Raw genomic sequence first — 25,736 nt, forward strand, 5'->3', positions numbered from 1 at the left:
TTCCGCCCTGCCGCCGTGGAGTGACACCCGATGCGCCTTGTTCCCTTCGCCCTGCCGCTGCTGCTCGCCACCGTCACCGCGACCGCGCAGGCGCCGATGCCGGTTTCCGGCACCGCCGACCCGAGCCGCGTCGCCGCCGGCACCTATCAGGCCGACAGCGCCCACACCCAGATCGCCTGGTCGGTCAACCATCTGGGCTTCAACGCCTTTCACGGCCTGATCGGCGGCGCGACCGGCACGCTGACCATCGATCCGGCGCGACTGGCCGACGCCACCGTGTCGATCACCATTCCGATCGCCGGCGTGGTGACGACCAGCGCCGCGCTCGACAAGCATCTGCTGTCGCCGGATTTTTTCGACGCCGCCAATTTCCCAACCGCGACATTCAAGTCGACGAGCGTGGCGGTGGACGGCACCCGCGCGACGATCACCGGCTCGCTGACCCTGCGCGGGGTGACCCGCCCGGTGACGCTCGACGCGCGCTTCGTCGGCGCCGGGCCGAACCCGATGTCGAAGGCGGCGACCGTCGGCTTCGAGGCGACGACGACGATCAGGCGCAGCGATTTCGGCATAAGTTTCGGTGTGCCGGCGGTGTCCGACGCCGTGCCGCTGGCGATCACCGTTGCGTTCGAGAAGGCGTAGCGGCCAGCCCGGCCGCCAAGAAAGGGATGGACTTTGCGGCGGCAGCCGGGCTATCGCGCAGCCATGCAGTCGCTCGGCGGCCTTTTCCTGCTTCGACTTACACGCCCTTAGGCGTGTTCCCCGTCGCGCGCCCGGTCCGGGCTGCGCACCGCGCCTAAGGGTTCAGCATCTTCAAGCCAGACGGGCATAGCCCCGCCGCTGATTCCGAAAGCCGCATCATGATTGCCGATCCTTCGACCAAATACCGAGCGTTCCCGCAGGTGCCGATCGCCGACCGCCAATGGCCGTCGCGCACCATCACCCGCGCGCCGCGCTGGCTGTCCACCGACATGCGCGACGGCAACCAGGCGCTGATCGACCCGATGGACAGCGAGAAGAAGCAGCGCTTCTTCGACCTGCTCGTCCGCGTCGGCGTGAAGGAGATCGAGGTCGGCTTCCCGTCCGCCGGGGCGACCGAGTTCGACTATATCAGCGGCCTCGTCCGGTCCGGCCGCATCCCCGACGACGTGACCGTCCAGGTGCTGACCCAGTCGCGCCGCGACCTGATCGAGAAAAGCTTCGAGAGCCTGGAGGGCGCGCGGCGCGCGATCGTCCACCTCTACAACGCGGTGTCGCCGGCGTGGCGGCGGATCGTGTTCCAGATGGACCGCGCCGAGGTACGCCAGATCGCGGTCGACGGCGCCAAGATTCTGCGCGACGAGGCGGCGAAGCGGCCGGACACCGACTGGCATTTCGAATATAGCCCGGAAACCTTCTCCACCGCCGAGCTGGATTTCTCGGTCGAGGTCTGCGCGGCGGTGATGGACGTGCTGCGCCCGACGCCGGACCACCCGCTGATCCTGAACCTGCCGGCCACCGTCGAGGCGGCAACGCCCAACATCTATGCCGACCAGATCGAATGGTTCGGCCGCAACATCCCCAACCGCGACAGCGTCGTCATCAGCCTGCACCCGCACAACGACCGCGGCACCGGCGTCGCCGCCGCCGAGCTGGGCCTGATGGCCGGCGCCGACCGGGTCGAGGGCTGCCTGTTCGGCAATGGCGAGCGCACCGGCAACGTCGACCTGGTGACGCTGGGCCTGAACCTCTACACTCAGGGCGTCGACCCGAAGCTGGACTTTTCCGACATCGATTCGGTGATCCAGACGGTCGAATATTGCAACGCCCTGCCCGTCCACCCGCGCCACCCCTATGCCGGCGAACTGGTGTTCACCGCCTTTTCCGGCAGCCATCAGGACGCGATCAAGAAGGGCTTCGCCGCGCAGGAGCAGCGCAACGACGATTATTGGGAAGTGCCCTACCTGCCGATCGACCCGGCCGATCTCGGCCGCAGCTACGAGGCGGTGATCCGCGTCAATTCGCAATCCGGCAAGGGCGGCGTCGCCTGGGTGCTGGAACAGGACAAGGGGTTGAAGCTGCCCAAGCGGCTGCAGGCCGATTTCAGCCGCCACGTCCAGCAACTGGCCGACGACAACGGCCGCGAGCTGGACGCCGGCGACATCTGGTCGCTGTTCGAGCAGACCTACCGCCTGTCCGGCGAGCAGCGTTTCACCCTCGACGCCTATGACGAAAGCCGGGCGCCCAACGGCGACCGCATCTTCGCCGGGCATATCGGCGTCGACGGCGCGCTGCGCTCGGTCGGCGGACGCGGCAACGGCCTGATCTCCAGCGTGCTCGCCGCGCTGAACAGCGGCTGCGGTGTCGACCTCGACGTCGCCGACTATAGCGAGCACGCGATCGGCAAGGGCGCCGGGGTGCACGCCGCCGCCTATGTCGAATGCCGAACGCCCGACGGCCGCAGCGTCTGGGGCGTCGGCATCGACCTCGACGTCGCCACCGCCTCCGTCCGCGCCGTGCTGAGCGCGGTCAACCGGTTGAACAGCTGAGCGACACTGCCTCGACCACCCGCCGGTTGGCGTCGAGGCGGATGAGGCAGTCGGCGCGGGCGGGCATTTCGGTCAGGATGTGGCGGGTCAGTCGCTCGTAATGGGCGATGAAGCGGGTGAGGGCGGCGGTGTCCATCGCTGAGTGGGGGAGCGCCGCCTCCTGTTCCGCGCGCCAGCGGTGGACGACGGAGAAGGCGGGGGCGGCGAGCAGGATCTGCACCGCGATCCGGGCGAACAGCGGCTGGTAGAGGGTGGCGAGAAGCTGGTTGGCGCGGCGGCGCCAGCGACCGTCGGCGTCCTCGTCCCGCTCCAGCGCGTTGACCGGCGCCGCCAGCGCCACCGCATCCTGAGGCCGGGCGCCGACCAGCCAGCCTTCGAACAGGATCAGGTCGACCGGCGCCGCGACTACCGGCCAGGCGGAGTCCGGCAGCCGGTCGTCCACCGCCTTGTCAAAGCGCGGCAGGCGGACCGGGCCGGTGCCGGCCAGCGCGTCGAACAGCCGGTGGCCGAGGGCGATGTCGTGGGTGCCGGGCGGGCCGCGGGTGATCCACAGCGGATGCTCGGCGGCGGCAAGCGCCAGGCGGTCGGCGCGCGGCAGATAGAGGTCGTCGATCGACAGACAGGCGACGCGCAATCCGCCGGCGCCGAACGTCTGCGCCAGCCGGGCGGCGAGGGTCGATTTGCCGCTGCCCTGCGCGCCGGCGATGCCGACGATCAGCGGGCCGCCGCGATGCCGGGACAAGGCCCGGGCGATGGCGGCGTGGGCCGGGGTGTGCGCATCGTGCAACGGGTCCATCCCGTTCAGCTATAGGCGCGGCGCAAAAGCTTGCAAAACCGGCTCGTCGCGGCCATGGGACGGCATGCTTTCTCAACGGACACGGTATGCAATTCGGGCGCTGCTCCATCTCGCCGACCGTTACGGCGAGGGGCCGATCCAGCTGACCGCGATCGCCGAGACGCAGAATATTCCCGCCAAGTTCCTGACCGTCATCCTGTCCGAGATGAGCCGGGCCGGGCTGGTCGATACCCAGCGCGGCAAGGACGGCGGCTATTGGCTGGCGCGGCCCCCGCACGAGATCAGCTACGGCCATATCGTCCGGCTGACCCGCGGCTCGCTGGCGCTGGTGCCGTGCGCCAGCCGCCGTGCATACGCGCCATGCGAAAACTGCGTCAGCCAGGAGGAATGCCGGATCCATTTCGTCATGCTGCGCGTGCGTGACGAGGTGGCGAACGTGCTGGACGGCATCACCCTGTCCGACCCGATCAGCGAGCTGATCGCCGCCTGAGCCGCTTTCGGGGCGGGGCCCCGGGGGTTTCCGCGCAACTGGACAGCGGCGTAGCGCGCGCTAGGAATGGGGCATGAGCCTTCCCCCGCTGTTCGACCGGCTGCGCCTGCCGATCATCGCTTCCCCGATGTTCATCGTGTCCGGCCCGGAACTGGTCATCGCCCAGTGCAAGGCGGGGATCGTCGGGTCGTTCCCGGCGCTGAACGCCCGGCCGCAGACCCTGCTCGACGAATGGCTGCACCGGATCACCGAAGAGCTGGCGGCGTGGAACCGCGACCACCCGGACAGGCCAGCGGCGCCGTTCGCGGTCAACCAGATCGTCCACAAGTCGAACGACCGGCTGGAGGCGGACCTGGCGACCTGCGCCAAATGGCAGGTGCCGATCGTCATCACCTCGCTCGGCGCGCGCGAGGACCTGAACCACGCGGTCCACGGCTGGGGCGGCATCACCCTGCACGACGTGATCAACGACCGCTTCGCCCGCAAGGCGATCGAGAAGGGCGCCGACGGGCTGATCCCGGTCGCGGCCGGCGCCGGTGGCCATGCCGGCGTCATCTCCCCCTTCGCGCTGGTGTCGGAGATCCGGCGCTGGTTCGACGGGCCGGTCGTGCTGTCCGGCGCGATCGGCAACGGCCGGTCGGTGCTGGCGGCGCAGGCGACCGGCGCCGACCTCGCCTATATCGGATCCGCGTTCATCGCGACGACGGAGGCCAATGCGAGCGCCGGCTACAAGGACGGCATCGTCGCCGGCCACGCCGCCGACATCGTCTATTCCGACCTGTTCACCGGCGTGCACGGCAACTATCTGCGCGGGTCGATCGAGGCGGCCGGGCTGGATCCGGACAATCTGCCGAAGGGCGATTACAAGACGATGGACTTCGGCTCCGGCGGCAACAGCGCCAAGAAGGCGTGGCGCGACATCTGGGGCTCCGGCCAGGGCATCGGCTCCGTCGACCAGGTCGAAAGCGTCGCCGACCGGGTCGACCGGCTGGAGCGCGAATACCACGCCGCCCGCGCCGAGCTGATCGCCCGGTCCGATTACCGGCCGCGCGGTTAGGGTTCGTCCCGTTCAAGCGGCACCGGCCAGCCTAAAGCAGACAAACTCCAGTACGGGATTGCCGCGCCGCTGCGCGGCTCGCAATGACGGTTCGGCGCCGCAGTGCTCCTGCGCAGGCAGGAGCCCAGAGTCATACACCCTAGGCTCCTGCTTTCGCAGGAGCACGATCGGCCTTCCGGTTCAGCCCAGGCGGGCGGCGACGAGGGCTTTCAGGTCCGCTTCCGGCCGCGCGCCGTAATGGGAGATGATCTCCGCCGCCGCGACGGCGCCCATCGTCAGGCTGTCCGCCAGCGACAGGCCCCGCGCCTGCCCGGCGAGGAAGCCGGCGGCGAACAGGTCGCCGGCACCGGTGGTGTCGATAACCTCGGCGACCGGCTCGGCCGGGACGGCAACGCGCTCACCGCCGGCGACGGCAAGCGCGCCCTGCTCGCTGCGGGTGACGACGAGCAGCGGCACCTGCGCCGCCGTCGCGGCGACCGCCGCCTCGAAATCCTCGGTTTCGTTGAGGGCGGTGATCTCCGCCTCGTTGGCGAACAGGATATCGATGTCGCCATTGGCGATCAGCGCGAGGAAGTCGGCGCGGTGGCGCGAGATGCAGAAAGTGTCGGACAGGGTGAACGCCACCTTGCGCCCGGCCTTGCGGGCGATGTCGATCGCCGCGCGCATCGCCTGGCGCGGTTCCTCCGGGTCCCACAGATAGCCTTCGAGGTAGAGGATCGCGGCATCGGCGATCAGCGTCGGGTCGAGCGCGGCGGCCGGCAGGAACTGCGACGCGCCGAGATAGGTATTCATCGTCCGGTGGCCGTCGGGCGTGACCAGGATCAGGCAGCGCGCCGTCGACGGATCGCCGCTGCGCATCGGCGTGTCGAAGGTAACGCCGAGGGTGCGGATGTCGTGCGCGAACACGCCGCCGAGCTGGTCGTCGGCGACCTGGCCGATGAAGCCGCAGCGGTGGCCGAGCGCGGCGAGGCCGGCGACGGTGTTGGCCGCCGAGCCGCCGCTCGCTTCGATCCCCGGCCCCATCTTCGCATAGAGCGCCTCGGCCGCCTCCATCGAGAACAGCAGCTGCATCGTGTTCTTCTTCAGATTCTCGGCGACGATGAACGCGTCATCCGCCTTGGCGATGACGTCGACGATCGCGTTGCCGATGGCGACGACATCATATTGGGGTGCAGCCACTGCCTGTCCTTCTTGTTCTGCTGGATGAGCGCCGGAATAGCGGTCGCTTCGCATTCGTCAACTTGACCGCGCGCGGCGGCGGCGCGCAGGGTGCGGCGATGGTCCGGGCGCTGATCCTGACGCTGCGCCAGCTCGGCGACCCGGCGATCGTCGGCGTCATCCTGCGCTCGCTGGCGCTGACCCTGCTGATCTTCGCCACGAGTGGCGTCGCGCTCGGTCTTGGCGGGCGGATGCTGCTGGCCCATGCCGGCATCGGCCATGCCGGGGCGATCGCCGCGACGGCGGCGACGCTGCTGACCATCCTGACCGGCTGGCTGCTGTTCCGCGCCGTGGCGGTGGCGGTGATCGGCCTGTTCGCCGACACGATCGTCGCCGCGGTCGAGCAGCGCCATTATCCGGCGGAGGCGGCGCGGGCGCGGCCGGTGCGGCTGCATCGCGCGCTGGCGATGGGCGGGCGGTCGGCGGCGCGGGCGATCCTCGCCAATCTGGTCGCGGCGCCCTTCTATCTGCTGCTGCTGGTCAGCGCGGTCGGCGCGCCGCTGGCGCCGCTGCTGTTCGCCGCGGTCAACGCGCCGCTGCTCGGCCGCGACCTGGGCGAGATGGTCGCGGCGCGCCATGTGCCGGCGGCGGCGATGAAGGGCTGGCTTGCGGCGACGCGAGGCCCGCGCGCGCTGATCGGGCTTGTCGCGACGCTGCTGTTCGTGATTCCTGTGGTCAACCTGCTGGCGCCGGCGATCGGCGCCGCGCTGGCCACGCACCGCTTTCACGGGGGTAGGCAATGACGAAGGGCTGGGTGAGCGGGGCGATCGCGGCGGCGCTGCTGACCGGCGGCTGTGCCACGGCGCCGCTGGTGCCGCGCCCACAAGCCGCGCCGGTGGTCCGGCCGCCTGCCTTCGGCCTGGTCGGGCTGGAGCGGGTGATGGGCAAGCCGGCATCCGCACTGGTCGCGCTGTTCGGCCAGCCGGACCTGGACGTGCGCGAGGCGAGCGCCCGCAAGCTGCAGTTCGCCAGCGCGATCTGCGTGCTCGACGCCTATCTCTATCCGCCCGCCGCGCAGGCCGAGCCGGTCGTCCGCTATATCGACGCGCGCCAGCCCGACGGGCAGGACATCGACCGCGCCAGCTGCGTCGCCGCGCTCGTCCGCCGGACCGGGGGCAAATGACGGCGGGCAACGCGATGTTAAGCCGGGCCTGCCACGCTCCGCCGATGCCGGAGACGAAAGGCGCGCAGCGGTGAACGATGCTCTGGCGGTGTGCGCGACCGGGCTGGTCAAGCGCTTCGGCGGGCATGTGGCCGTCGACCATGTCGACCTGGCGATTCCCGCCGGCACGATCTACGGCGTGCTCGGCCCCAATGGCGCCGGCAAGACCACGGCGCTGCGCATGCTGATGGGGATCATCGACCCGGACGAAGGCCATTGCCGCGTGCTCGACCACGACCGGCCGCGCGCGGCAGGCGACCATATCGGCTATCTGCCGGAAGAGCGCGGCCTCTACCCCGGCATGAAGGCGCGCGAGGCGATCGCCTTCATGGGCGCGCTGCGCGGCCTCGACTGGAAGACCGGGCGGGGGCGGGCGGCCGAGCTGCTGGACGCGGCGGGGCTGGGCCATGCCGCCGACCAGAAGATCCGCAAGCTGTCGAAGGGCATGGCGCAGCTCGTCCAGCTTCTCGGTGCGCTGGTCCACCGGCCGGCGCTGCTGGTTCTGGACGAGCCGTTTTCCGGCCTAGACCCGGTCAACCAGGAACGGCTGGAGGCGCTGATCCGCGGCGAGCAGGCGCGCGGCGCGACGATTCTGCTGTGTACCCATGTGATGGCCCACGCCCAGCGGCTGTGTGACCGGATCGCGATCATCGCCGGCGGACAGCGCCGGTTCGAGGGCACGGTGGCGGAGGCGCGGGCGCTGTTGCCGCTGCGCGCGCATTTCGTGCCGAAAGCGGGCGACGACACGGTGCGGGCGCTGCTCCCCGCCGATGCCGAGCGCAGCGGCGACGGCTATGCCTTCACCGTGCCGGACGAAGGAATGGAGGCGCTGCTCGCCCGGCTGATCGAGAAGGGACACGGCGTCGCCGGCCTGTCTATCGAACGGCCCGGGCTGCACGACGTGTTCGTCGCCATCGTCGGCGGGAACGGGCGATGACCGGCCGGTTCCTGCGTCAGACGCTGGTCATCGCGCGGCGCGATTTCACCGCGATCGTTTTCACGCCGACCTTCCTGGTATTCCTGCTCGCGCCGCTGCTGATGGTCGGCTTCGCCGCGATCGGCGGGGTCGGGGCGGCACAACTGGCCGACGGCGGGGCGGAGCGGGCGCGGATTGTCGCCGTGCTGCCGGCCGACGAGGGCCGACGCTTCGCCGCCGCCGACGCAGCGCTGCGCGGGGTGTTCCGCCCCGGCGAGGCGCCGCCAGAGCTGATCGTCGAGACGGCGGGCGCCGACCCGGCCAAGCAGGCGCGCTCGATGCTGGACGCACCCGCCCGCCACGTCGTGGCGGTGCTTTCCGGCCCGCTCGCCGCGCCGACGATCCTCTACCGCCCGCATGGCGAGCGCGCCGCGACCTGGCTCGGTGAGGTCGCCGAACGCGCGCTGGCCGGGGCGGAACGGCGCAGCGCGCCACGGCGGGTTGCCCTCGCCGCCGCCCCCTCTGCCGACGACGGCCGCCAGTCGACCGGCTTCGGCGCGGTGTTCCTGATCTTTTTCCTGACCCTGCTGCTCGCCGGCCAGTCGGTCGGCATGCTGGCAGAGGAGCGCACCAACAAGGTGATCGAGATCCTCGCCGCCGCCGTGCCGCTGGAATCGGTGTTCCTCGGCAAGCTGATCGGCATGTTCGGCGTCGCACTGCTGTTCATCGCCTTCTGGGCAACGTTGCTCGGCCAGGGGCTGATGCTGCTGCCGGACCACGCGGCGCTGATCGAGCGGATCGCGCCGGCCGTCGGCATGCCGCTGTTCGTCGCCCTGTTCCTCATCTATTTCACCCTCGCCTTCCTGCTGCTCGGTGCGGTGTTCCTGGGGGTCGGCGCGCAGGCCGGGTCGATGCGCGAGATTCAGATGCTGTCGCTGCCGATCACCCTGTTCCAGGTCGGCATGTTCGGCTTGTCCTCCGCCGCCGCGGCGCGGCCGGACAGCGCCGTCGGCCTGTTCGCCGCCATATTCCCGTTCAGCTCGCCCTTCGCGATGGCGGCGCGGGCGGCGACCAGCCCGGCGATCCTGCCGCATCTTGCCGCGATCGCCTGGCAAATGGCGTGGGTGGCGGCAACGGTGATGCTCGCCGCGCGGCTGTTCCGGCGCGGTGTGCTGAAATCGGGCGGGGCGGCACCGGCGCGCCATTGACATTCATGTAAGCAATGGCACTCTACCCCGGTCCGGGCCGCGATGACGCGGCCGGCGGGAGAGGGCCTGAACCATGGCGACGCTTGCCGAGGATGCAGCGGCGGCGGCGGTCGATCCGCTCGACGTCAGCCGCGCCGAAATCTACCGCGACCACCAATGGCATGAGCCGTTCCGCCGGCTGCGCGCCGAGGCGCCGGTCTATTACTGCGAACATTCCGCCTTCGGCCCCTATTGGTCGGTGTCGACCTACAAGCCGATCGTCCATGTCGAATCGCTGCCGGAGCTATTCTCGTCCGAACTGGGCGGCATCACCCTCGCCGACCGGCTGGACGACGACTACGCGATGCCGATGTTCATCGCCCGCGACCGGCCGGTGCACACCGCCCAGCGGCGGACGATCGCCCCCGCCTTCGCACCCAGCGCGCTCGCCGGCATGGCCGACGACATCCGCCGCCGGACGCAGGAGATTCTGGACACGCTGCCGGTCGGCGTGCGGTTCGACTGGGTCGACCGGGTGTCGATAGAACTGACCACCCAGATGCTGGCAATCCTGTTCGCCTTCCCGTGGGAGGACCGGCGCAAGCTGACCTTCTGGTCCGACTGGGCGGGCGACATCGAGCTGGTCCACAATGCCGAGAGCCGGCAGGAACGGCTGGGCCACATGTTCGAGTGCGCCAGCTATTTCAAGCGGTTGTGGGAGGAGCGGATCAACCAGCCGCCGGCGGCCGACCTGATCTCGATGATGATCCATTCCGAGGCGATGAGCCACATGGACGACGGCGAGTTCATCGGCAACCTGATCCTGCTGATCGTCGGCGGCAACGACACCACCCGCAATTCGATGACCGGGGCGATGTATGCGCTCGACACATTCCCCGACCAGCGCGCGAAACTGGAGGCGGACCCCGGCCTGATCCCCAACACGGTCAGCGAGATCATCCGCTGGCAGACGCCGCTGGCCCATATGCGCCGCACCGCCACCGCCGACACCGAGCTGGACGGGCAGGCAATCCGCGCCGGCGACAAACTGGCGCTGTGGTACATTTCCGCCAACCGTGACGAGAGCGTGTTCGAGGACCCGGACAGGCTGATCGTCGACCGGCCGAACGCGCGGCGGCACCTGGCCTTCGGCTACGGCATCCATCGCTGCGTCGGCGCGCGCCTGGCCGAGATGCAGATCCAGATCCTGCTGGAGGAGATGGCCAGGCGCCGGCTGCGGGTCAACGTGCTGGACCAGCCGGTGCGCGTCGCCGCCTGCTTCGTCAACGGCTATCGCAAGCTGCCGGTGGAGCTGAGCCGGTATTAGCGGCTGATCGGCGTTGCCGACTCCCACATCCTAGTCACCGAGGGCGCTGCGGGCGGCGGTGGTGACGGCCTGAATCGCCAGGCGGTAGGGGCCGGGGCCGTGGCTGACGCGGGCGACGCCCAGCTCGGCGAGGCGGCGGGCGTCCGGCACGCCGGGCGCCATCATGATGTTGACCGGTAGCGGCGACGCCGCGCACAGCCGGGCGATCAGCCGTTCGTCCTTCAACCCCGGCGCGAAGAAGCCGCTGGCCCCGGCGTCGCCATAGGCGCGGGCGCGCTCAAGCGCGGCGTCGAGGGCGGCGGCATCGTGCGCCTCGGCCGGCGCCTTCAGGAAGATGTCGGTGCGGGCGTTGATGAAGGCGTCGCCGTCGACCGCGCGCATCGCCGCGATCCGGGCGGCGTGCGGGCCGATCGGGTGGATGCCGCTGCCGCCGATCACCTGATCCTCGTAGTTGATGCCGACCATGCCGGTCGCCATTGCCCGGCCGAAATTATCGGCGAGCGCGGCCGAATCGGTCGCGTAGCCGCCCTCGAAATCAAGCGTCACCGGCAGCGGCGTCGCCGCGCAGATTCGCGCGGCATTGGCGAGCGCGTCAGCGATCGGCACCGCCTCGGCCGCCGTCGCGCCATAGGCGGCGCCGACCGACCAGCTGCCGGTCGCCAACGCCTTCGCCCCGGCTTCCGCCACGGCGAGCGCGCTGCCGACGTCCCAGATGTTGAACAGGATCACCGGCCGGCCGGGGACGTGAAGGGCGGCGAACGCCCGTGCCCGATCGATCCTGTCCGTCATGCCCTGTCTCCTTTCGCCTGGAGCGGTCCGCGCCCGCGACGGTACGCCCGTTCTGGGCTCCTGCCTGCGCAGGAGCACGACGGGGTGGAACCCTCCGCCCCCTTTGCTGGACCCTGATGGCGGGAGTCGCAAGGGGGCGGGGCGTCAGCCGATGGATTGCGCGCCCCGTCGGAGCTCGCAATGCCGCTCGTATTGCGGGCGGGGTTAGTGGACGAAGCGGGCGACGACGTCGCGGTAGCTGCGGCTGACCTTCACCTGCGCGCCGGAATCGAGGACCAGGAAGCACTCGCCGTTGGTGTGCGGCTTCACCTGCTTGACCAGGTCGAGATTGACGATGGTCGAGCGGTGAACCCGCTGGAAACGGCGCGGGTCGAGCCGCTTTTCCAAGTCCTTCATCGTTTCGCGCAGGATCAGCGTGTTGTCGCCGGTGTAGATGCACATGTAATCGCCGGCGGCGTCGATCCGTTCGATCGTGTCGACGTCGACGCGGAAAATCTGGCCGCGGTCCTTGATGTTGATCAGCTTCTCGAAGCGGTTGGCGGCGGGGGCGTCGTCCGCCTCGGCCATCTCGGCCGCCGCCTCCGGCGCGACCTCGGCCAGCACCTCCTTCAACCGGCCGATTTCCTCGACGCCGCGCTTCTCGGCCATGCGCTGGCGGATGCGGTCGAGCGTGTCGGCCAGCCGTTCCTCCTCCACCGGCTTCATCAGGTAATCGGCGGCCTGCGCTTCGAACGCGCGGATCGCGTGGTCCTGATAGGCGGTGACGAACACGAACAGCGGCGGTTCCACCTCCATCAGCCCCTGGACGACGGAAAAGCCGTCGAAGCCGGGCATCTGGACGTCGAGAAAGACGAGATCCGGCTTGTGGGTCTTGATCGCCCGGATCGCCTCGCGGCCGTTCGAGCAGGTTTCGACGATCTCGACATCGTCATGGGCTTCCAGGCGCAACGCGAGGCCCTGGATCGCCAGGGATTCGTCGTCGACCAGGATGGTTCTGATGGTCATGCAGCTACCTTAGGTTGTTCTCCGGTCTGGAACGGGATCTCGATCGTCACCGCGAAACCGCCACCTGGACGAGCTTTCGCCTCGAATCGATGGTCCGCGCCATAGGCCTGCGCCAAACGGTCGCGGATATTCGCCAAACCGACTCCTGTGGAATAGCTGGGTCTTTTACGCCGGTCATTCAACCCCGGCCCGGTATCGGCCACGGTGATGTGGACGCGATCGATGACCAGCCGTGCCGTCACCGCGATATCCGCCCCTTCCTCCTTCGGCGTCACCGCGTATTTGATCGCGTTCTCGACCAGCGGCTGGAGCAGCAACGAGGGCAGCAGCGCCTTGGCCGCCGCCGGGTCGCAATCGAAACCGGTGCGCAGCCGGTCCTCGAAGCGCATCTTCTCTATCTCCAGATAGAGCTTCAGCGTCTCGATCTCCTGCTCCAGCGTCACCGCCGCCGCCGGCTCGTTGACCAGCGTGTAGCGCAGGAAGGAGGACAGCCGCGACAGCATCGCGTTGGCGCGCTCCGTCTGTTTCAGCAGCACCAGCGTCGAGATCGAATTGAGGGTGTTGAACAGGAAATGCGGGTTGAGCTGGTAGCGCAGCATCGCCAACTGGGCGGTCGATGCCTGGGTTTCCAGCCGGGTCAGCTGGTCGGCCTGGTCCTCGACCACCAGATAGAAGTTGATCGCGTAATAGAGCGCCGACCAGCCGATGATGACCATCGCGTCGAGGAACACCGTACCGAGCAGCAGCCGCACCTCGAAGATCGCGCCGGGGCGCTGGATGGTGTTGAAGATCCATGCGTCGATCAGCGAATAGGTCGCCGCGGCGACGACCAGCGCCGCGATCGAGGCGCTCCACGTCACGATCGGCGCGCGGTTGAGCAGCGCGCGGAACACCGCCGCCAGCACCAGCGTCAGCGAATAACCGGTCGCCGTCGACACCGCGACCGGGATCAGGAACGAAATCGTCAGCCCGTTGGCGAAGCCGGACAACGTCCGCAGCAGGAAATAGGCAGCCCAGCCGGCGGTCTGGAGGTTCCAGAAAGCCCGGTTCTTGTCGTCGAAAAAGGGCTTCGCACTAAGGCCAATCGTCGCCATCGGCGGTTGGTCTAGTCGATTCGGCGACCGGTTTGAAGCGGACATGCCGCCCCGGCCGCGGGCCGCACCGCTCGCTTCGGCGACCGCGCCGGGCGGCCTGGCGCGAAACACCGCCCGGCAAGCGATGAGTCATTGTTTGTCTTCATTGAGCAAATATAGATACCAGTCAGGTCGCGCTGATCATAAGTACATCGGCAAGATGTCTCTCGAAACATTATTAAGTTCACGGGAGATTAACTATGGCGCGTCACGGCATTTATCCGCACGACATTATTCCACCCCGCTCTCAATATTATGACTCGGGCCGCTTTGGCCGGATGTTCGGCAAGCTGCCGCCGTTCGCCGCCGATACGCCCGATATCCGCGCGGCCCTGCTCGACATCGGCAAGGCCGGCGGCATCATGGACGCGAAGGACAAGCTGAACGAGGGGCCGCAGAAGCTGATCACCGACCCGACTTTGTCGGCGAAGAACAGCGACAACCCGACGCTCTCGGCCGGCTTCACTTTCCTCGGCCAGTTCCTCGACCACGACATCACCGCCGACCCGACGTCGAGCCTGGAGCGGCAGTCCGACCCGGAACAGATCGCCAATTTCCGTACCCCCAGCCTGGGCCTCGACAATGTCTACGGCGCCGGGCCGGGCGGCAGCCCGCACCTTTACGATCAGGGCGCCGGTCAGGGCATCAAGTTCCTGCTCGAGCCGACCGGAACCCCCGGCAAGAACGACGTGCCGCGCAACAGCCAGCGTGTCGCGCTGATCGGCGACCCGCGCGACGACGAGAATCTGATCATCTCGCAGTTGCAGGTCGCCTTCCTGCAATTCCACAACGCGGCGGTCGATTATGTCCGCACCAAGATCAAGCTGACCGTTCCAGGCGAGGTGTTCGCCGAGGCGCAGCGCATCGTGCGCTGGCACTATCAATGGATGGTCGTCCACGAATTCCTGAAGAAAAGCTGCGGCGCTGCGGTAGTCGACACCATCCTGCAGAACGGCCGCAAATTCTACAAATGGCACAACGAGCCGTTCATTCCGGTCGAATTCTCGGTCGCGGCCTATCGCTTCGGCCACAGCCAGATCCGGCCGTCCTACCGCGCCAATTTCACCGGCAACCCCGGCGACACGCCGTTCTTCGCGATGATCTTCACGCCGACGCCGTCCGACCCGCTCGACCCGGACGACCTGTCGGGCGGCTGCCGCGCACCGCGCCGCTTCGTCGACTGGCCGACCTTCTTCGATTTCCACGACGGCAACGTGAAGCCGAACAAGAAGATCGACACCACCCTGTCGACCGCGCTGTTCAAGCTGCCAGGATCGGTGGTGCCGCACCCGGATCCGAAGGCGAACCCGTCCTCGCTCGCCCAGCGCAACCTGCTGCGCCACCTGACCTTTTCATTGCCGTCCGGCCAGCGGGTGGCGAGCGCTATGCAGCTACCAGTGCTGTCGAAGGGCGACCTCGCCGACCTGAAGCCGCACGGGCTGGACGACCGCACCCCGCTCTGGTTCTACATCCTGCGCGAGGCGGCGACGGTCGAGAATGGCGAGCGGCTCGGCCCGGTCGGCGCGCGGATCGTCGCGGAGGTGTTCCTGGGCCTGATCCAGGGCGACCGCGCCTCCTACCTGTCGCAGGACCCGGAATGGCAGCCCTTCCTGCCGACCGTCGACCCGTCGAAGAAGGGCGACGATTTCGGCATGATCGACCTGCTGCGCTTCGCCCAGGTGGCTTAGCGGCCAGGGAAGCGGCGGGCGGCCGTATCGCCGCCCGCCTGCTCCTCCTGTGCGCCGGGCTGTACGTCGGGCACCTTCGCGCTAGACTGGCGCCCGACATGCAGGTCGAGAGGAGGCGGATCATGGCCGGGGATACCCACCCCGATCGCGCGCGCTTTGCCGCGATGACCGAGGGAACGCGCGAGGACTGGGCGATCATCGCGGCGCATTTCATGCCGTTCGCCGGTCGGCTGGCCGACCGGGTGATCGCCCACCTGACCCTGCTCGACGGCGACTATGGCGGCTTCCCCGTCGACCGGCTGCAGCATTCGCTGCAGACCGCGACCCGCGCCCACCGCGACGGCCGCGACGAGGATTATGTGGTGATGGCGCTGCTCCACGACATCGGCGACACGCTGTGCAGCTACAACCACCCGGACATGGCGGCGGCGATCCTGAAGCCATTCGTGTCGGAGGAGCTGCACTGGATCTGCGCCCAGCACGGCGTGTTCCAGGGCTATTATTTCTTCCACCACCTCGGCCTCGACCGCGACATGCGCGAGCATTTCCGCGGCCATCCGCATTTCGAGGCGTGCGCCGAGTTCTGCGAGAGATACGATCAGGCGGCGTTCGATCCGGCCTACGACACCGCGCCGCTCAGCTTTTTCGAGCCGATGCTGCGGCGGGTGACGGCGGCGCCGAAGAACAGCATGTACGTGAAGCGGACGGAAGCGGCCTGATCCGATACGGAAAAGGCCGCCCCCCCCCAGGGGAGCGACGGCCTTTCCGTGGTAGACCAGCCGATCAGAAGCCGACGACGAGCGTACCGATGAAGGTGCGCGGCGCGCCGATCTGGGCGTTGGTGATCTTGCCGTTGTCCATCGTGCCGTCGAAGCCGCCGACATAGAGCTTGTCGAACAGGTTGGTCACGTTGAACTGCAGGTAGGTGGTGTCGTTCAGCCCGAGGAAGCCGAGCGGCAGCCGGGCGTCGATGTCGACCAGCGTATAGGCCGGGGCGGTCGCGCCGTAGACCTCAGTACGGACGCCGCCGATCGTCTGGTAGACCGGGGTGTTCTGGTCGTTCACCCAGCGCCGGCCGGTGCGCTTCGCCTGCACGCCCAGCTCCAGCGGGCCGAGCGACCCCTGGATCCGCCCGCCGAACGTGTATTCGGGCGCGCCGCTCTCGCGCTTGCCGCCGGTCGGCAGGTAAGTCTTTACCCCGCCGACCTCGCCGACCAGCACGTCGTCCTTGATCTTCGACTTCAGGTAGGAGCCGAAGACATAGACGGTCAGGTCGCGCACCGGGCTGTAGGCGATGCTGCCGTCGACGCCGTATTTGTCGACGGTGCCGAGGTTGCGGTACAGTGTGCGGTCGGTTTCGGGGTCGTAGGCGGCGGCCAGCCGGTTCTGGTACTTGGTGTACCAGCCGCTCAGTTGCGCCTGAACCCGGCCGGAACGGTAGCGGACGCCAAGGTCGAAATTGTCCGTCGATTCCGGCACCGGCCGGGCCGACGGCGTGTTCGCCGGGAAGAAGAACGCGTTGTACAGGTTATCGGTGCCCGGAACCTGCAGGCCTTTCGAGTAATTGCCGAACAGCGAAACCTGGCTGCTGATGTTGTAGGTCAGCCCGACGTTCGGCAGCGGCTTGTCATATTTCAGCACCCGCTGCTGCGGCCCCTGGAAATTGGGGTTGGCCGCTGCATAGGCGGCCGCGTCGGCGGCGTTGTCGCCGAAGCAGTCGACGAAACCGGTATCGCTGGTCGTCGAGCAGAAATTGTTCAGGTCCCGCTTGAAGAACGGCATGCGCAGGCCGGCCGTGACGATCAGCCCGCCATCGAAGAAGCGGCCGCGATATTCGCCCGACACCTGGTTCAGGATCGCGTAGGATAGCCGGTCGCGCTTCTGCAGGACATGGCCGTTCAGGTCGGCGATCGGATCGTCGACCGGGAATACGCTGACCGGTTTGCCGTCCCGCTGGAGATAGCCGACCTGGCCGGTCTGGCGATGGCGGGCGCGGTCATAGGAATAGGCAAGCCGGACGCTGTGTGCGTCGCTGATATCGTAGCGCAGCGAGGCGATCACGCCATAGCGCTTGGTCCGCGTCTGGCTGGGGGCGAGCAGCGATACCTGGTCGAGCAGGTCGCCGTCGCCGTTCAGGTCGATGCCGGCATAGGGCTTGCCGCCGATATAGCCGAACAGCCCGTTCGGGCCGGTGACCGGGTTGCGGCTGTTGAAGGTCGGCGAGCCCGGCTCGTTGATATAGGCATATTCGAATCCGGTGACGGTGCCGCCGCCGTTCGCCTTGACCGACTGGTAGCTTGGGTCGACGGTCAGCACCAGGCCGTCGGCCAGGGTGAAGCGCGACGAGATGCGGATGTTGCCGGTGTCCGACGGGTTGAAGCGGTTGTCGAACACGGTGCCGCAGCTGTTCGGCGTGTCGGCGACGCCGGGTTGCGCGACGTCGACCTGGCACGGCGTGATCTCATAGAAGCGCTCGTCCTTGGTGACGGGGAAGCGGTTGCTGCTGTTCGGGCCGACGACGCGGTCGGCGTCGAGCCGCAGCGGCACCGAGCCGAAGAAATTGTTGCGGTTGACGTTCCAGTGGCCGGCGATCGACACGAAGTCGCCGTTGGAGCCGATCGGCTGGTACAGGCGGCCGTTGAACTGCTTCTTGTTGATCCGGCCGCTGCCGTACACGGTATCGTTGGTCGCGCTGCTCGCCGAGAAGAAGGCGCGGGTACCCCACGGCGTGAACGTGCCGGTGTCGACCATGCCGAAGATACGGAAGAAGCTGAAATCGCCGGCGGAGCCGACGAGCTTCACGCCGAAATCCTCCGACGGCAGCCGGGTGCGGTAGTTGACCGTCGAGCCGGAAGCGGCGGCGGTCGGGCTGTCGACGTCGGTCGAGCCGAGGTTGACGTTGACCTGCTCGATCAGCTCCGGATCGAGCTGCTGGTTCGAATAGAGCGCGTAGTTGCCCGAGTCGTTCAGCGGGATGCCGTCGAAGGTCTGGCTGATGCGGCTGTTGTCGAAGCCGCGGATGAACATCTTGCCACCGGCCGAGCCGAACGGATCGTTGTTCTGGAAGCTGACGCCGGGCAGCTGGTTGATGATGTCGTTGACCGTCTGGCCAGGCACCTGCCGCTGGATGAATTCCTGGGTCAGGACCGCCTTGGCCTTGGAGGTGTCCGGCACGACGACGCCGCCGACATCCCGGCTGGTGATCGCGGTAACGACGATCTCGTTGTCGAAATCGACCGATCCGGTCGACTGGGCGCCGGCGGCAGCCGGCATCGTCAGGGCGGCCAACGCCACCCCGCAAAGGTAGTACATCTTCATCTTGCTATCCCCTTGGGCTCGTACGGCCCGTCTACGCTGCGGATCGCTGCGGCGGGCCTTCATTGGTCGCGGTATATTGCCGCAGTGTGACAGAGTTTAGGGGATATTTATACCGCTGAAAAAACGCCGTTTATGCGTTGCAGAAATGCATCACATGCTGCACCTGCTCAGCCCTCGTCACCCATGCGAAGGGCCGCAATGAACGCTTCCTGGGGGATCGAAACGGATCCGTACTCGCGCATCCGCTTCTTGCCTTCCTTCTGCTTGTCCAACAATTTCCGCTTGCGGCTGGCGTCGCCGCCATAGCATTTCGCGGTGACGTCCTTGCGCAGCGCGGCGATCGTTTCGCGGGCGATCACCTTGCCGCCGATCGCCGCCTGAATCGGGATCTTGAACAGATGGCGGGGGATCAGGTCCTTCAGCCGCTCGCACATATGGCGGCCCCGCGCCTCGGCGGCGGCGCGGTGGACGATCATGCTGAGCGCATCGACCGGCTCGCCGTTGACCAGGATGCTCATCTTGACCAGATCGCCGGCGCGGTGCCCGATCTGGTGATAGTCGAAGCTGGCATAGCCGCGGCTGATCGATTTCAGCCGGTCGTAGAAATCGAACACCACCTCGTTCAGCGGCAATTCGTAGGTCATCTGGGCGCGACCGCCGACATAGGTCAGGTTCTTCTGGATGCCGCGCCGGTCCTGGCACAGCTTCAGTATCCCGCCCAGATATTCGTCGGGCACGTAGATCGTCGCCTCGATCCATGGCTCCTCGATCAGCTCGATCCGGTTGGGATCGGGCATGTCGGCGGGGTTGTGCAGCTCGATCTCGCCGCCGCCGTGGGTCAGGCCGATCTTGTAGACCACCGACGGCGCGGTGGTGATCAGGTCGAGGTCGTATTCGCGGGTCAGCCGTTCCTGGATGATCTCCAGGTGGAGCAGCCCCAGGAAGCCGCAGCGGAAGCCGAAGCCGAGCGCCGCCGAGGTTTCCATCTCGAACGAGAAGCTGGCGTCGTTCAGCCTGAGCTTGGAGATCGATTCGCGCAGCTTGTCGAAATCATTGGCGTCGACCGGGAACAGCCCGCAGAACACCACCGGCTGCACTTCCTTGAACCCCGGCAGCGGCTGGGCGGCGGGGCGCTTGACGTCGGTGATCGTGTCGCCGACCGCAGTCTGGCTGACTTCCTTGATCTGGGCGGTGATGAAGCCGATCTCGCCCGGCCCCAACTCGGTCAGCTGCTCGATCTTCGGGCGGAAGCAGCCGACCCGGTCGACCAGATGCTGGGTGCCGGCGTTCATGAACCTGATCGCCTGGCCCTTGCGGATCGTGCCGTCGACGACGCGGACGAGGATGACGACGCCCAGATAGGGGTCGTACCAGCTGTCGACCAGCATCGCCTTCAGCGGCGCGTCGGCGTCGCCCTTGGGCGGCGGGATGCGGGCGACGATCGCGTCGAGAATCTCGTCGATGCCGATGCCGGTCTTGGCGCTGGCCAGCACCGCGTCCGACGCGTCGAGGCCGATCACCTCCTCAATCTCCGCGCGGACCTTTTCCGGCTCGGCGGCCGGCAGGTCGATCTTGTTGATCACCGGCACGATTTCATGGTCGTGCTCGATCGACTGGTAGACATTGGCCAGCGTCTGCGCTTCCACCCCCTGCGCTGCGTCGACGACGAGCAACGCGCCTTCGCAGGCGGCCAGGCTGCGCGACACTTCATAGGCGAAGTCGACATGGCCCGGCGTGTCCATCAGGTTCAGGACATAGGTTTCGCCGTCCTTGCCCTTCCAGTCGAGGCGCACGGTCTGCGCCTTGATGGTGATGCCGCGTTCCTTCTCGATGTCCATGTTGTCGAGCACCTGGGCGCTCATCTCGCGCTCCGTCAGACCGCCGGTGCGCTGGATCAGCCGGTCGGCAAGCGTCGACTTGCCGTGATCGATATGGGCGATGATGCTGAAATTGCGGATTTTGTCGAGCGGAGCGGCCACGGTTCGCGTCATTCTTCCAGAGAAAGGAGCGCCGCCGATAGCACCGGCGCCGGCGCTTGCCAAAAGGAGAGGTGAATCGTCGGGGCGCCCGCCAGCAAATACTTGATCGGCCCCCGCGGTTAACCGATAATATAGTTCGGATCGCATAAGGCCGCGTGCCGCGCCACGGAAAAAAGACGGGCGTGTTTCATTTTTACTGCCACCGCCTTTTGGGGGAAAAATCGTGCGCAAGATTATCACCGCCGTCGCCGCTGCCTCGCTCGTCGCCACCGCGGCGCCGGCATTGGCGCAGAACAAGGGTTCGTCCGGCCGCCAGGCACAGACCAAGGGCACCCAGGAAATCCCGGTCTGCACCAAGCGGCTGGGCACCATCGCGATCGTCGAGCCCGACAACCAATGGTGGCGCGAGCTGAGCCTCGGCAGCCCGGAAGCGATCATCAAGGTCTTCGTCCAGAAGTCCGGGTGCTTCGGCCTGGTCAATCGCGGCCGCAGCATGGCCAGCCGCAACATGGAACGCGCCATGGCCGATTCGGGTGAGCTGCAGGCCGGCTCCAACCTCGGCAAGGGCCAGGTGAAGGCGGCGGATTACTTCCTCCAGCCCGACATCGTCAGTTCGAACAACAATTCCGGTGGCAACGCGCTGGGCGGCGTGCTCGGCGGCTTCCTCGGCCGGTCGACGATCGGCGCAATCGCCGGCGGTATCTCGATCAAGAAGAAGGAAGCCAACGTCACCCTGTCGGTGGTCAACGCCCGCACGACGGAGGAAGAGGCGCTGGTCGAGGGCTATGCCCGCAAGTCTGACCTGAGCTTCGGCGCCGGCGGCGGTGCCGGCTGGATGAGCGGCCTCGCCGCGGCCGGCGGCGGCGGCTACCAGAACACCGAGATCGGCCAGGTCATCGTCCTCGCCTACCTCGACGCCTACACCAAGCTGGTCACCCAGCTCGGCGGCCTGCCGGAGAACGCGGCGGACGCGGCACCGCTCGCGCGCTGACCGTACGAACAATCAGGCGCGGCGCCTTCGCTTGCCGGCGAGGGCGCCGCGCTTTTGCTTGCGCTTGCCCCGTCCCACGCTAGCATCCCGCACGACAACATGGCGGGAGGACGGTCTGACATGCGGCATGTCGCGGTGATCGGTTCTGGGCCGGCGGGCTATTACACCGCCGAGGCGTGCCTCAAGACCTTCGGCGACGCGGTCCGCGTCGATGTCATCGACCGGCTGCCGGTGCCCTACGGGCTGATCCGGTTCGGCGTCGCCCCCGACCACCAGTCGATCAAGGCGGTCGCCAAGCGCTACGAACAGGTCGCGCTGACCGACAATGTCCGCTTCGTCGGCAACATCACCATCGGCGAGGACGTGACCGTCGCCGAACTGCAGCAGCTTTACGACGCGGTGGTGCTGGCGACCGGCGCGCCGCACGACCGGCCGCTCGAGATACCGGGCGCCGACATGCCCGGGGTGATCGGCTCCGCCGCCTTCGTCGGCTGGTATAACGGCCACCCCGATTTCGCCGACCTTGCCCCGCCGCTCGCCGGCCCCGGCGTCGCCGTCATCGGCAACGGCAACGTCGCGCTCGACGTCGCCCGCATCCTGGCCAAGACCCCGGCGGAATTCGCCGGTTCCGACATCGTCGCCCACGCGCTGGCGGCACTGGAGCAGGCGCGCGTGCGCGACATCCACATCCTCGGCCGGCGCGGCCCCCACCAGATCGCGATGACGCCGAAGGAACTGGGCGAGCTGGGCAAGCTGGAGCGCGCGCAGCCGGTGGTCGACCCGGCCGATTTCCCGCCCGAGGGCGACGACGCGCTGCTCGAGCCGGGGATGCGCAAGGCGGTCACCCACCTGCGCGATTTCGCCGCCACCCCGCACAGGGGCAAGCCGATCGCGATCGATTTCGATTTCTTCGCGATGCCGGTGGCGATCGAGGGCGACGGCCGGGCCGAGCGGGTGATCGTCGAACGGACGCGGCTGACCGAGGACCTGCGCTCGGTCGGCACCGGCGAGACCTATATGGTGGAGGCATCGCTGGTCGTCACCTGCATCGGCTACCGCACCCCGCCGATCGCCGGCGTGCCCTACGAGCATGGCCGCGGCCGCTTCGCCAACACCGACGGGCGGATCCTGCCCGGCCTTTATTGCGTCGGCTGGGCACGGCGCGGCCCGACCGGCACGATCGGCACCAACCGGCCGGACGGCTACGCGGTGGTCGAGCTGATCGCCGCCGACACCGGCGCGGCCAGCGGCAAGACCGGGCGCCCCGGCCTCGATACCCTGCTCGCCGAGCGGGCGGCCGACGTCGTGACCTTCCGCGACTGGCAGAAGATCGAGGCGGCGGAAGTCGCGCGCGCGCGCGCCGGCGCCCCGCGCGAGAAATTCACCGGCATTGCCGAAATGATCGCGGCGCGGAGCGATTAGAGTTTGTCCGCTTGAAGCGGAATCGGCACCAGCCGCCTAAAGCGGACAGGCTCTAAGGCGCGGGCGATTCCGCCATCGCATTCCACCGCTTGTCACCACGGCCCGCCGCCCCTATAGGCACCCTCCTTGCCTCCGCGCGCCACCGGCGCCCGGTCCGGTCGGGGAGTAGCTCAGCCTGGTAGAGCACTGTCTTCGGGAGGCAGGGGCCGGAGGTTCGAATCCTCTCTCCCCGACCAATTTACGGCCACCGCCGAAACGGAATCGGCCCCCCGATCAGAACGCGGTTGAGAAGCGCAGGGCGCCGCCGCGGTCGTCGGGCATCGCGGCGATGTTACCCGGATCCTGACGCCAGAACAGGTTGGCATCGACGCGGCCGCCGAGCAGTGGCAGGCCGTAGCTCGCCTCCGTCGTGATCTCACGTCCCTTGGGCGCCAGGTTCAGCCGGGCGGGGGCGAAAGCGGTGACGCCGCTCGCATAGCTGTAGCCGACCGGCAGGCTGAGCGCGAAGCCGCCGGAGCGGACGCGCAGCGGCTGCGCAACGCGCAGGGCGAAACGGTCGCCCGGCGCGAACAGGCCGGGGCCGCTGACGTCGACGGCATAGGCATCGGTGCGAATCAGGGTCGCGCCGGGGGCGGCGCCGCCGGCGCCGACGCGGGTCCAGCCCTGCCGGGTGGCGGCGGCGATGGTCCAGCCGCCGCCGAGCGCATAGCGCAGAGTCAGGTCGGCGAACCAGCTACGGCCCTGCCCGTTGCCGAACGCCGGGCCGAAGCTGGCGCCGAGCACGGTGCGGCTCTCGACCATGTGCGCCAGCGCCGCGGTTACGCCCAGCGGCCCGAACGCGCGGTCGGCGCCAAGCGTCACCGTCGCGAACGGATAAGCCTGATACTGGCCGCGCCCCGGCGCCACCGCCCGTTCCCGCCAGACCAGCGCGTCGCCTTGCTCCGCCGTCATCCACAGCGTCGTCGCCCCGAGCAATCGGCGCAGCGCGAAGGCGCCGCCGGCCGCACGTTGGAAACCGGCCTGGTCGCGGGTCGCCGACGCGACGAGGAAGGCCGGCTCGCTGCGCCCGGCAAGGCGGGCGGCCAGCGCCCCGCCGCTCTGCGCGATGCCGACGGCAACATCGAGCGAGCGGCCGAGCCGCCCGGCTGCCCAGCCGGCGGTGGCGCGGGCGCGATCGGCATCCTCGACGGACAGGCGCAGCGGCGCGACCGCCGGCATGCCAGCCCGGCCGGGCAGAACGGACAGGGCGATCACGGTGCCGCCGTTACTGGTCGCGGCCAGGCTGCGCTGATGGCCGGCCAGCGCCGCACCGAAGCCCATGCTGGGCGGCGCGCTACGGATCGCCCCGCCGATATCGGCGGCATAGGCGCGGGCATAACCGTCGAGAACCACCGCCTCCATCGCTCCGCTGGCCGTGGTGGCGGCATCGCCCATCGCCGGCGACAGCGTGCTGACCGCGGTCAGCGACACCGGCGCCAGCGAGCCGGCGAGGCGCATCCCCCCCTGAGGCGCGAACGCGTTGCCGATGTTGAGCAGGCCGCGCCCATAGATCGGGTCGGTCCCCGGCGCACCGGCATCGGTTGCCGACTGGAGCAGCAATTCGACCAGTTGCGCACCGGTCAGATTGGGAAAGGCCTGGGCAAGCAGGGCGACAGCGCCGGCGACGTGCGGCGCCGCCAGCGAGGTGCCGTCCCACAGATAGGCGGTGCCGCTGTTGTCGATCGCCCGCACGCCGACGCCAAGCGCGGCGATGTAATGATCGGCGTCGACACCGGCGCGGTTGCTGAAACCGGCGATCGTCCCGCCCGAATCGGTGGCGCCGACGACGATGACCATGCCGCGCGCGACCGGGTCGGAGGCTATGCGGGCGAGCACGTCGGGATCGGCGGCCGAATCGTTGCCGGCCGAAATGACGATGACGACGCCGGCTGCGGTCGCCCGGTCGACGGCTGCGCGCAGCGTGCTGTCCGGCCCGCCGCCGCCCAGCGATATGTTGACCACCCGCGCCTTCTGCGCGACCGCCAGGTCCAGCCCGCGCGCGATCGCCCGATCGGGGAAGGTGCAGCCGGATTCGCCGTCGGCGCCGGGGGTGGCGCAGCTTCCCGGCGAATCGGCCCGCAACACCAGCAGCGTCGCGTCGAAGGCGACGCCGTGGGTGCCCTGGCCGTTGCGCGCGCCGAGCAGCACGCTGGCGACGGCGGTGCCGTGGCCGTCCTCGTCCTCCAGCCCGCGCGACGCGGCGACATCGGCTGAGGCGGCGCTGATCCGCCCGGCGAATTCGGCGTTGCCGGTCGCGACGCCGCTGTCGATCACCCCCGCGAGCACGCCGAGCCCGGTCGCCCCCGCCGCATAAGCGGGCAGGGCGTTGGCGAGGGCGACGCCCGACGAACGGCGATATTCGGCGGTGTCGAAGCTGCTCGGCGGCGTCGGAGTCGGGGAAGGCGTGGGTGTGGGTGCCGGGGCGGGCGTCGGGCTGGGTGTGGGCGCAACCGGCGGCGCAGGGGTTGGCGACGGGCCGCCGCCGCCACCGCAGGCGCCCAGCGCGAACAGCGGCAGCAGCAGGACGGTGCGGTACGAAACGGTGCGCGGCATGATCTTCCCTTGTCGGTCGCGAATCATCTAGCAGCCGACGCCTGCTTTTTCCTTTAAACCGCGTTCGTTATCGATCCGCCCGTGTCCGGCCGGAACCGCCGTGTTGCCGGGCGCCCCCGCCCCGGCTAAGCCCGCGCG

The 25,736-nt window shown here is 68.5% G+C and carries 21 protein-coding genes and 1 tRNA gene; 14 read left to right on the top strand and 8 right to left on the bottom strand.

What is annotated here, in order from left to right; all coding sequences use genetic code 11:
• The first annotated feature begins 30 nt into the window (after window positions 1-30).
• Both E4A53_RS05105 and leuA read left to right on the top strand, forming a co-directional pair.
• Window positions 31-642, top strand: a complete 612-nt coding sequence (locus E4A53_RS05105) for a YceI family protein (RefSeq protein WP_136162003.1) — start codon at window positions 31-33, stop codon at window positions 640-642.
• 218 nt (window positions 643-860) lie between these two features.
• On the top strand, window positions 861-2,528 hold the full coding sequence (gene leuA, locus E4A53_RS05110) for a 2-isopropylmalate synthase (protein WP_136162004.1): 1,668 nt from the start codon (window positions 861-863) through the stop codon (window positions 2,526-2,528).
• Here leuA and E4A53_RS05115 read toward each other — a convergent pair.
• Complete coding sequence (locus tag E4A53_RS05115; protein ID WP_136162005.1) at window positions 2,509-3,324, bottom strand: kinase; 816 nt, start codon at window positions 3,322-3,324, stop codon at window positions 2,509-2,511. The two genes, leuA and E4A53_RS05115, sit on opposite strands and share 20 nt — an antisense overlap.
• A gap of 64 nt (window positions 3,325-3,388) precedes the next feature.
• Here E4A53_RS05115 and E4A53_RS05120 point away from each other — a divergent pair, with 64 nt between their 5' ends.
• Window positions 3,389-3,814: an RrF2 family transcriptional regulator gene (locus E4A53_RS05120; protein WP_136162006.1), complete on the top strand. Its 426-nt coding sequence runs from the start codon at window positions 3,389-3,391 to the stop codon at window positions 3,812-3,814.
• 73 nt (window positions 3,815-3,887) lie between these two features.
• Complete coding sequence (locus E4A53_RS05125) at window positions 3,888-4,871, top strand: NAD(P)H-dependent flavin oxidoreductase (RefSeq protein WP_136162007.1); 984 nt, start codon at window positions 3,888-3,890, stop codon at window positions 4,869-4,871.
• A 180-nt stretch (window positions 4,872-5,051) separates the two neighbouring features.
• On the opposite strand, the gene E4A53_RS05130 is transcribed toward E4A53_RS05125, so the two are convergent.
• The gene (locus E4A53_RS05130; RefSeq protein WP_136162008.1) at window positions 5,052-6,050 is read right to left on the bottom strand and encodes an adenosine kinase; all 999 of its coding nucleotides are present in this window, start codon (window positions 6,048-6,050) and stop codon (window positions 5,052-5,054) included.
• A gap of 62 nt (window positions 6,051-6,112) precedes the next feature.
• Here E4A53_RS05130 and E4A53_RS05135 point away from each other — a divergent pair, with 62 nt between their 5' ends.
• The 5 genes from E4A53_RS05135 (at window position 6,113) to E4A53_RS05155 (ending at window position 10,681) form a co-directional block, all read left to right on the top strand.
• A complete protein-coding gene (locus tag E4A53_RS05135) occupies window positions 6,113-6,832 on the top strand; it encodes an EI24 domain-containing protein (RefSeq protein WP_338054975.1) in 720 nt (239 codons plus the stop codon).
• Complete coding sequence (locus E4A53_RS05140; RefSeq protein WP_136162009.1) at window positions 6,829-7,212, top strand: hypothetical protein; 384 nt, start codon at window positions 6,829-6,831, stop codon at window positions 7,210-7,212. The genes E4A53_RS05135 and E4A53_RS05140 overlap by 4 nt, the downstream gene beginning before the upstream one ends.
• Window positions 7,213-7,282: 70 nt before the next feature.
• Window positions 7,283-8,188: an ABC transporter ATP-binding protein gene (locus tag E4A53_RS05145; protein WP_136162010.1), complete on the top strand. Its 906-nt coding sequence runs from the start codon at window positions 7,283-7,285 to the stop codon at window positions 8,186-8,188.
• Complete coding sequence (locus E4A53_RS05150) at window positions 8,185-9,375, top strand: ABC transporter permease (RefSeq protein ID WP_136162011.1); 1,191 nt, start codon at window positions 8,185-8,187, stop codon at window positions 9,373-9,375. Before E4A53_RS05145 ends, E4A53_RS05150 begins: the two co-directional genes overlap by 4 nt.
• A gap of 73 nt (window positions 9,376-9,448) precedes the next feature.
• Window positions 9,449-10,681 (top strand): cytochrome P450, encoded by a 1,233-nt coding sequence (locus tag E4A53_RS05155; protein WP_136162012.1) that lies wholly within the window; start codon window positions 9,449-9,451, stop codon window positions 10,679-10,681.
• Window positions 10,682-10,711: 30 nt separating this feature from the next.
• Here E4A53_RS05155 and E4A53_RS05160 read toward each other — a convergent pair whose 3' ends face one another.
• From E4A53_RS05160 to E4A53_RS05170, 3 genes are all read right to left on the bottom strand, one after another.
• Window positions 10,712-11,470 (bottom strand): isocitrate lyase/PEP mutase family protein, encoded by a 759-nt coding sequence (locus E4A53_RS05160; protein WP_136162013.1) that lies wholly within the window; start codon window positions 11,468-11,470, stop codon window positions 10,712-10,714.
• Between the two features lie 204 nt (window positions 11,471-11,674).
• The gene (locus tag E4A53_RS05165) at window positions 11,675-12,475 is read right to left on the bottom strand and encodes a LytR/AlgR family response regulator transcription factor (protein WP_136162014.1); all 801 of its coding nucleotides are present in this window, start codon (window positions 12,473-12,475) and stop codon (window positions 11,675-11,677) included.
• Window positions 12,472-13,569: a sensor histidine kinase gene (locus tag E4A53_RS05170; RefSeq protein WP_136162015.1), complete on the bottom strand. Its 1,098-nt coding sequence runs from the start codon at window positions 13,567-13,569 to the stop codon at window positions 12,472-12,474. The genes E4A53_RS05165 and E4A53_RS05170 overlap by 4 nt, the downstream gene beginning before the upstream one ends.
• A 239-nt stretch (window positions 13,570-13,808) precedes the next feature.
• On the opposite strand from E4A53_RS05170, the gene E4A53_RS05175 reads away from it, so the two are divergent.
• Both E4A53_RS05175 and E4A53_RS05180 read left to right on the top strand, forming a co-directional pair.
• Complete coding sequence (locus tag E4A53_RS05175; RefSeq protein WP_136162016.1) at window positions 13,809-15,296, top strand: peroxidase family protein; 1,488 nt, start codon at window positions 13,809-13,811, stop codon at window positions 15,294-15,296.
• Between the two features lie 122 nt (window positions 15,297-15,418).
• Window positions 15,419-16,015: an HD domain-containing protein gene (locus E4A53_RS05180; RefSeq protein WP_136162017.1), complete on the top strand. Its 597-nt coding sequence runs from the start codon at window positions 15,419-15,421 to the stop codon at window positions 16,013-16,015.
• A 64-nt stretch (window positions 16,016-16,079) separates the two neighbouring features.
• On the opposite strand, the gene E4A53_RS05185 is transcribed toward E4A53_RS05180, so the two are convergent.
• Together E4A53_RS05185 and lepA are read right to left on the bottom strand one after the other, a co-directional pair.
• A complete protein-coding gene (locus tag E4A53_RS05185; protein WP_136162018.1) occupies window positions 16,080-18,614 on the bottom strand; it encodes a TonB-dependent receptor in 2,535 nt (844 codons plus the stop codon).
• A gap of 167 nt (window positions 18,615-18,781) precedes the next feature.
• The gene (lepA, locus tag E4A53_RS05190; protein WP_136162082.1) at window positions 18,782-20,593 is read right to left on the bottom strand and encodes a translation elongation factor 4; all 1,812 of its coding nucleotides are present in this window, start codon (window positions 20,591-20,593) and stop codon (window positions 18,782-18,784) included.
• A 223-nt stretch (window positions 20,594-20,816) separates the two neighbouring features.
• On the opposite strand from lepA, the gene E4A53_RS05195 reads away from it, so the two are divergent.
• The 3 genes from E4A53_RS05195 (at window position 20,817) to E4A53_RS05205 (ending at window position 23,242) form a co-directional block, all read left to right on the top strand.
• Complete coding sequence (locus E4A53_RS05195; protein WP_136162019.1) at window positions 20,817-21,584, top strand: CsgG/HfaB family protein; 768 nt, start codon at window positions 20,817-20,819, stop codon at window positions 21,582-21,584.
• A 120-nt stretch (window positions 21,585-21,704) separates the two neighbouring features.
• Window positions 21,705-23,006, top strand: a complete 1,302-nt coding sequence (locus tag E4A53_RS05200) for an FAD-dependent oxidoreductase (protein ID WP_136162020.1) — start codon at window positions 21,705-21,707, stop codon at window positions 23,004-23,006.
• A gap of 159 nt (window positions 23,007-23,165) precedes the next feature.
• Window positions 23,166-23,242 (top strand) — tRNA-Pro (locus E4A53_RS05205).
• Window positions 23,243-23,279: 37 nt separating this feature from the next.
• On the opposite strand, the gene E4A53_RS05210 is transcribed toward E4A53_RS05205, so the two are convergent.
• Window positions 23,280-25,598: a S8 family peptidase gene (locus E4A53_RS05210; protein ID WP_136162021.1), complete on the bottom strand. Its 2,319-nt coding sequence runs from the start codon at window positions 25,596-25,598 to the stop codon at window positions 23,280-23,282.
• Between the last annotated feature and the right edge of the window lie 138 nt (window positions 25,599-25,736).

This window comes from Sphingomonas flavalba (assembly GCF_004796535.1).
In the GTDB taxonomy this organism is placed as follows: Bacteria; Pseudomonadota; Alphaproteobacteria; order Sphingomonadales; family Sphingomonadaceae; genus Sphingomonas_L; species Sphingomonas_L flavalba.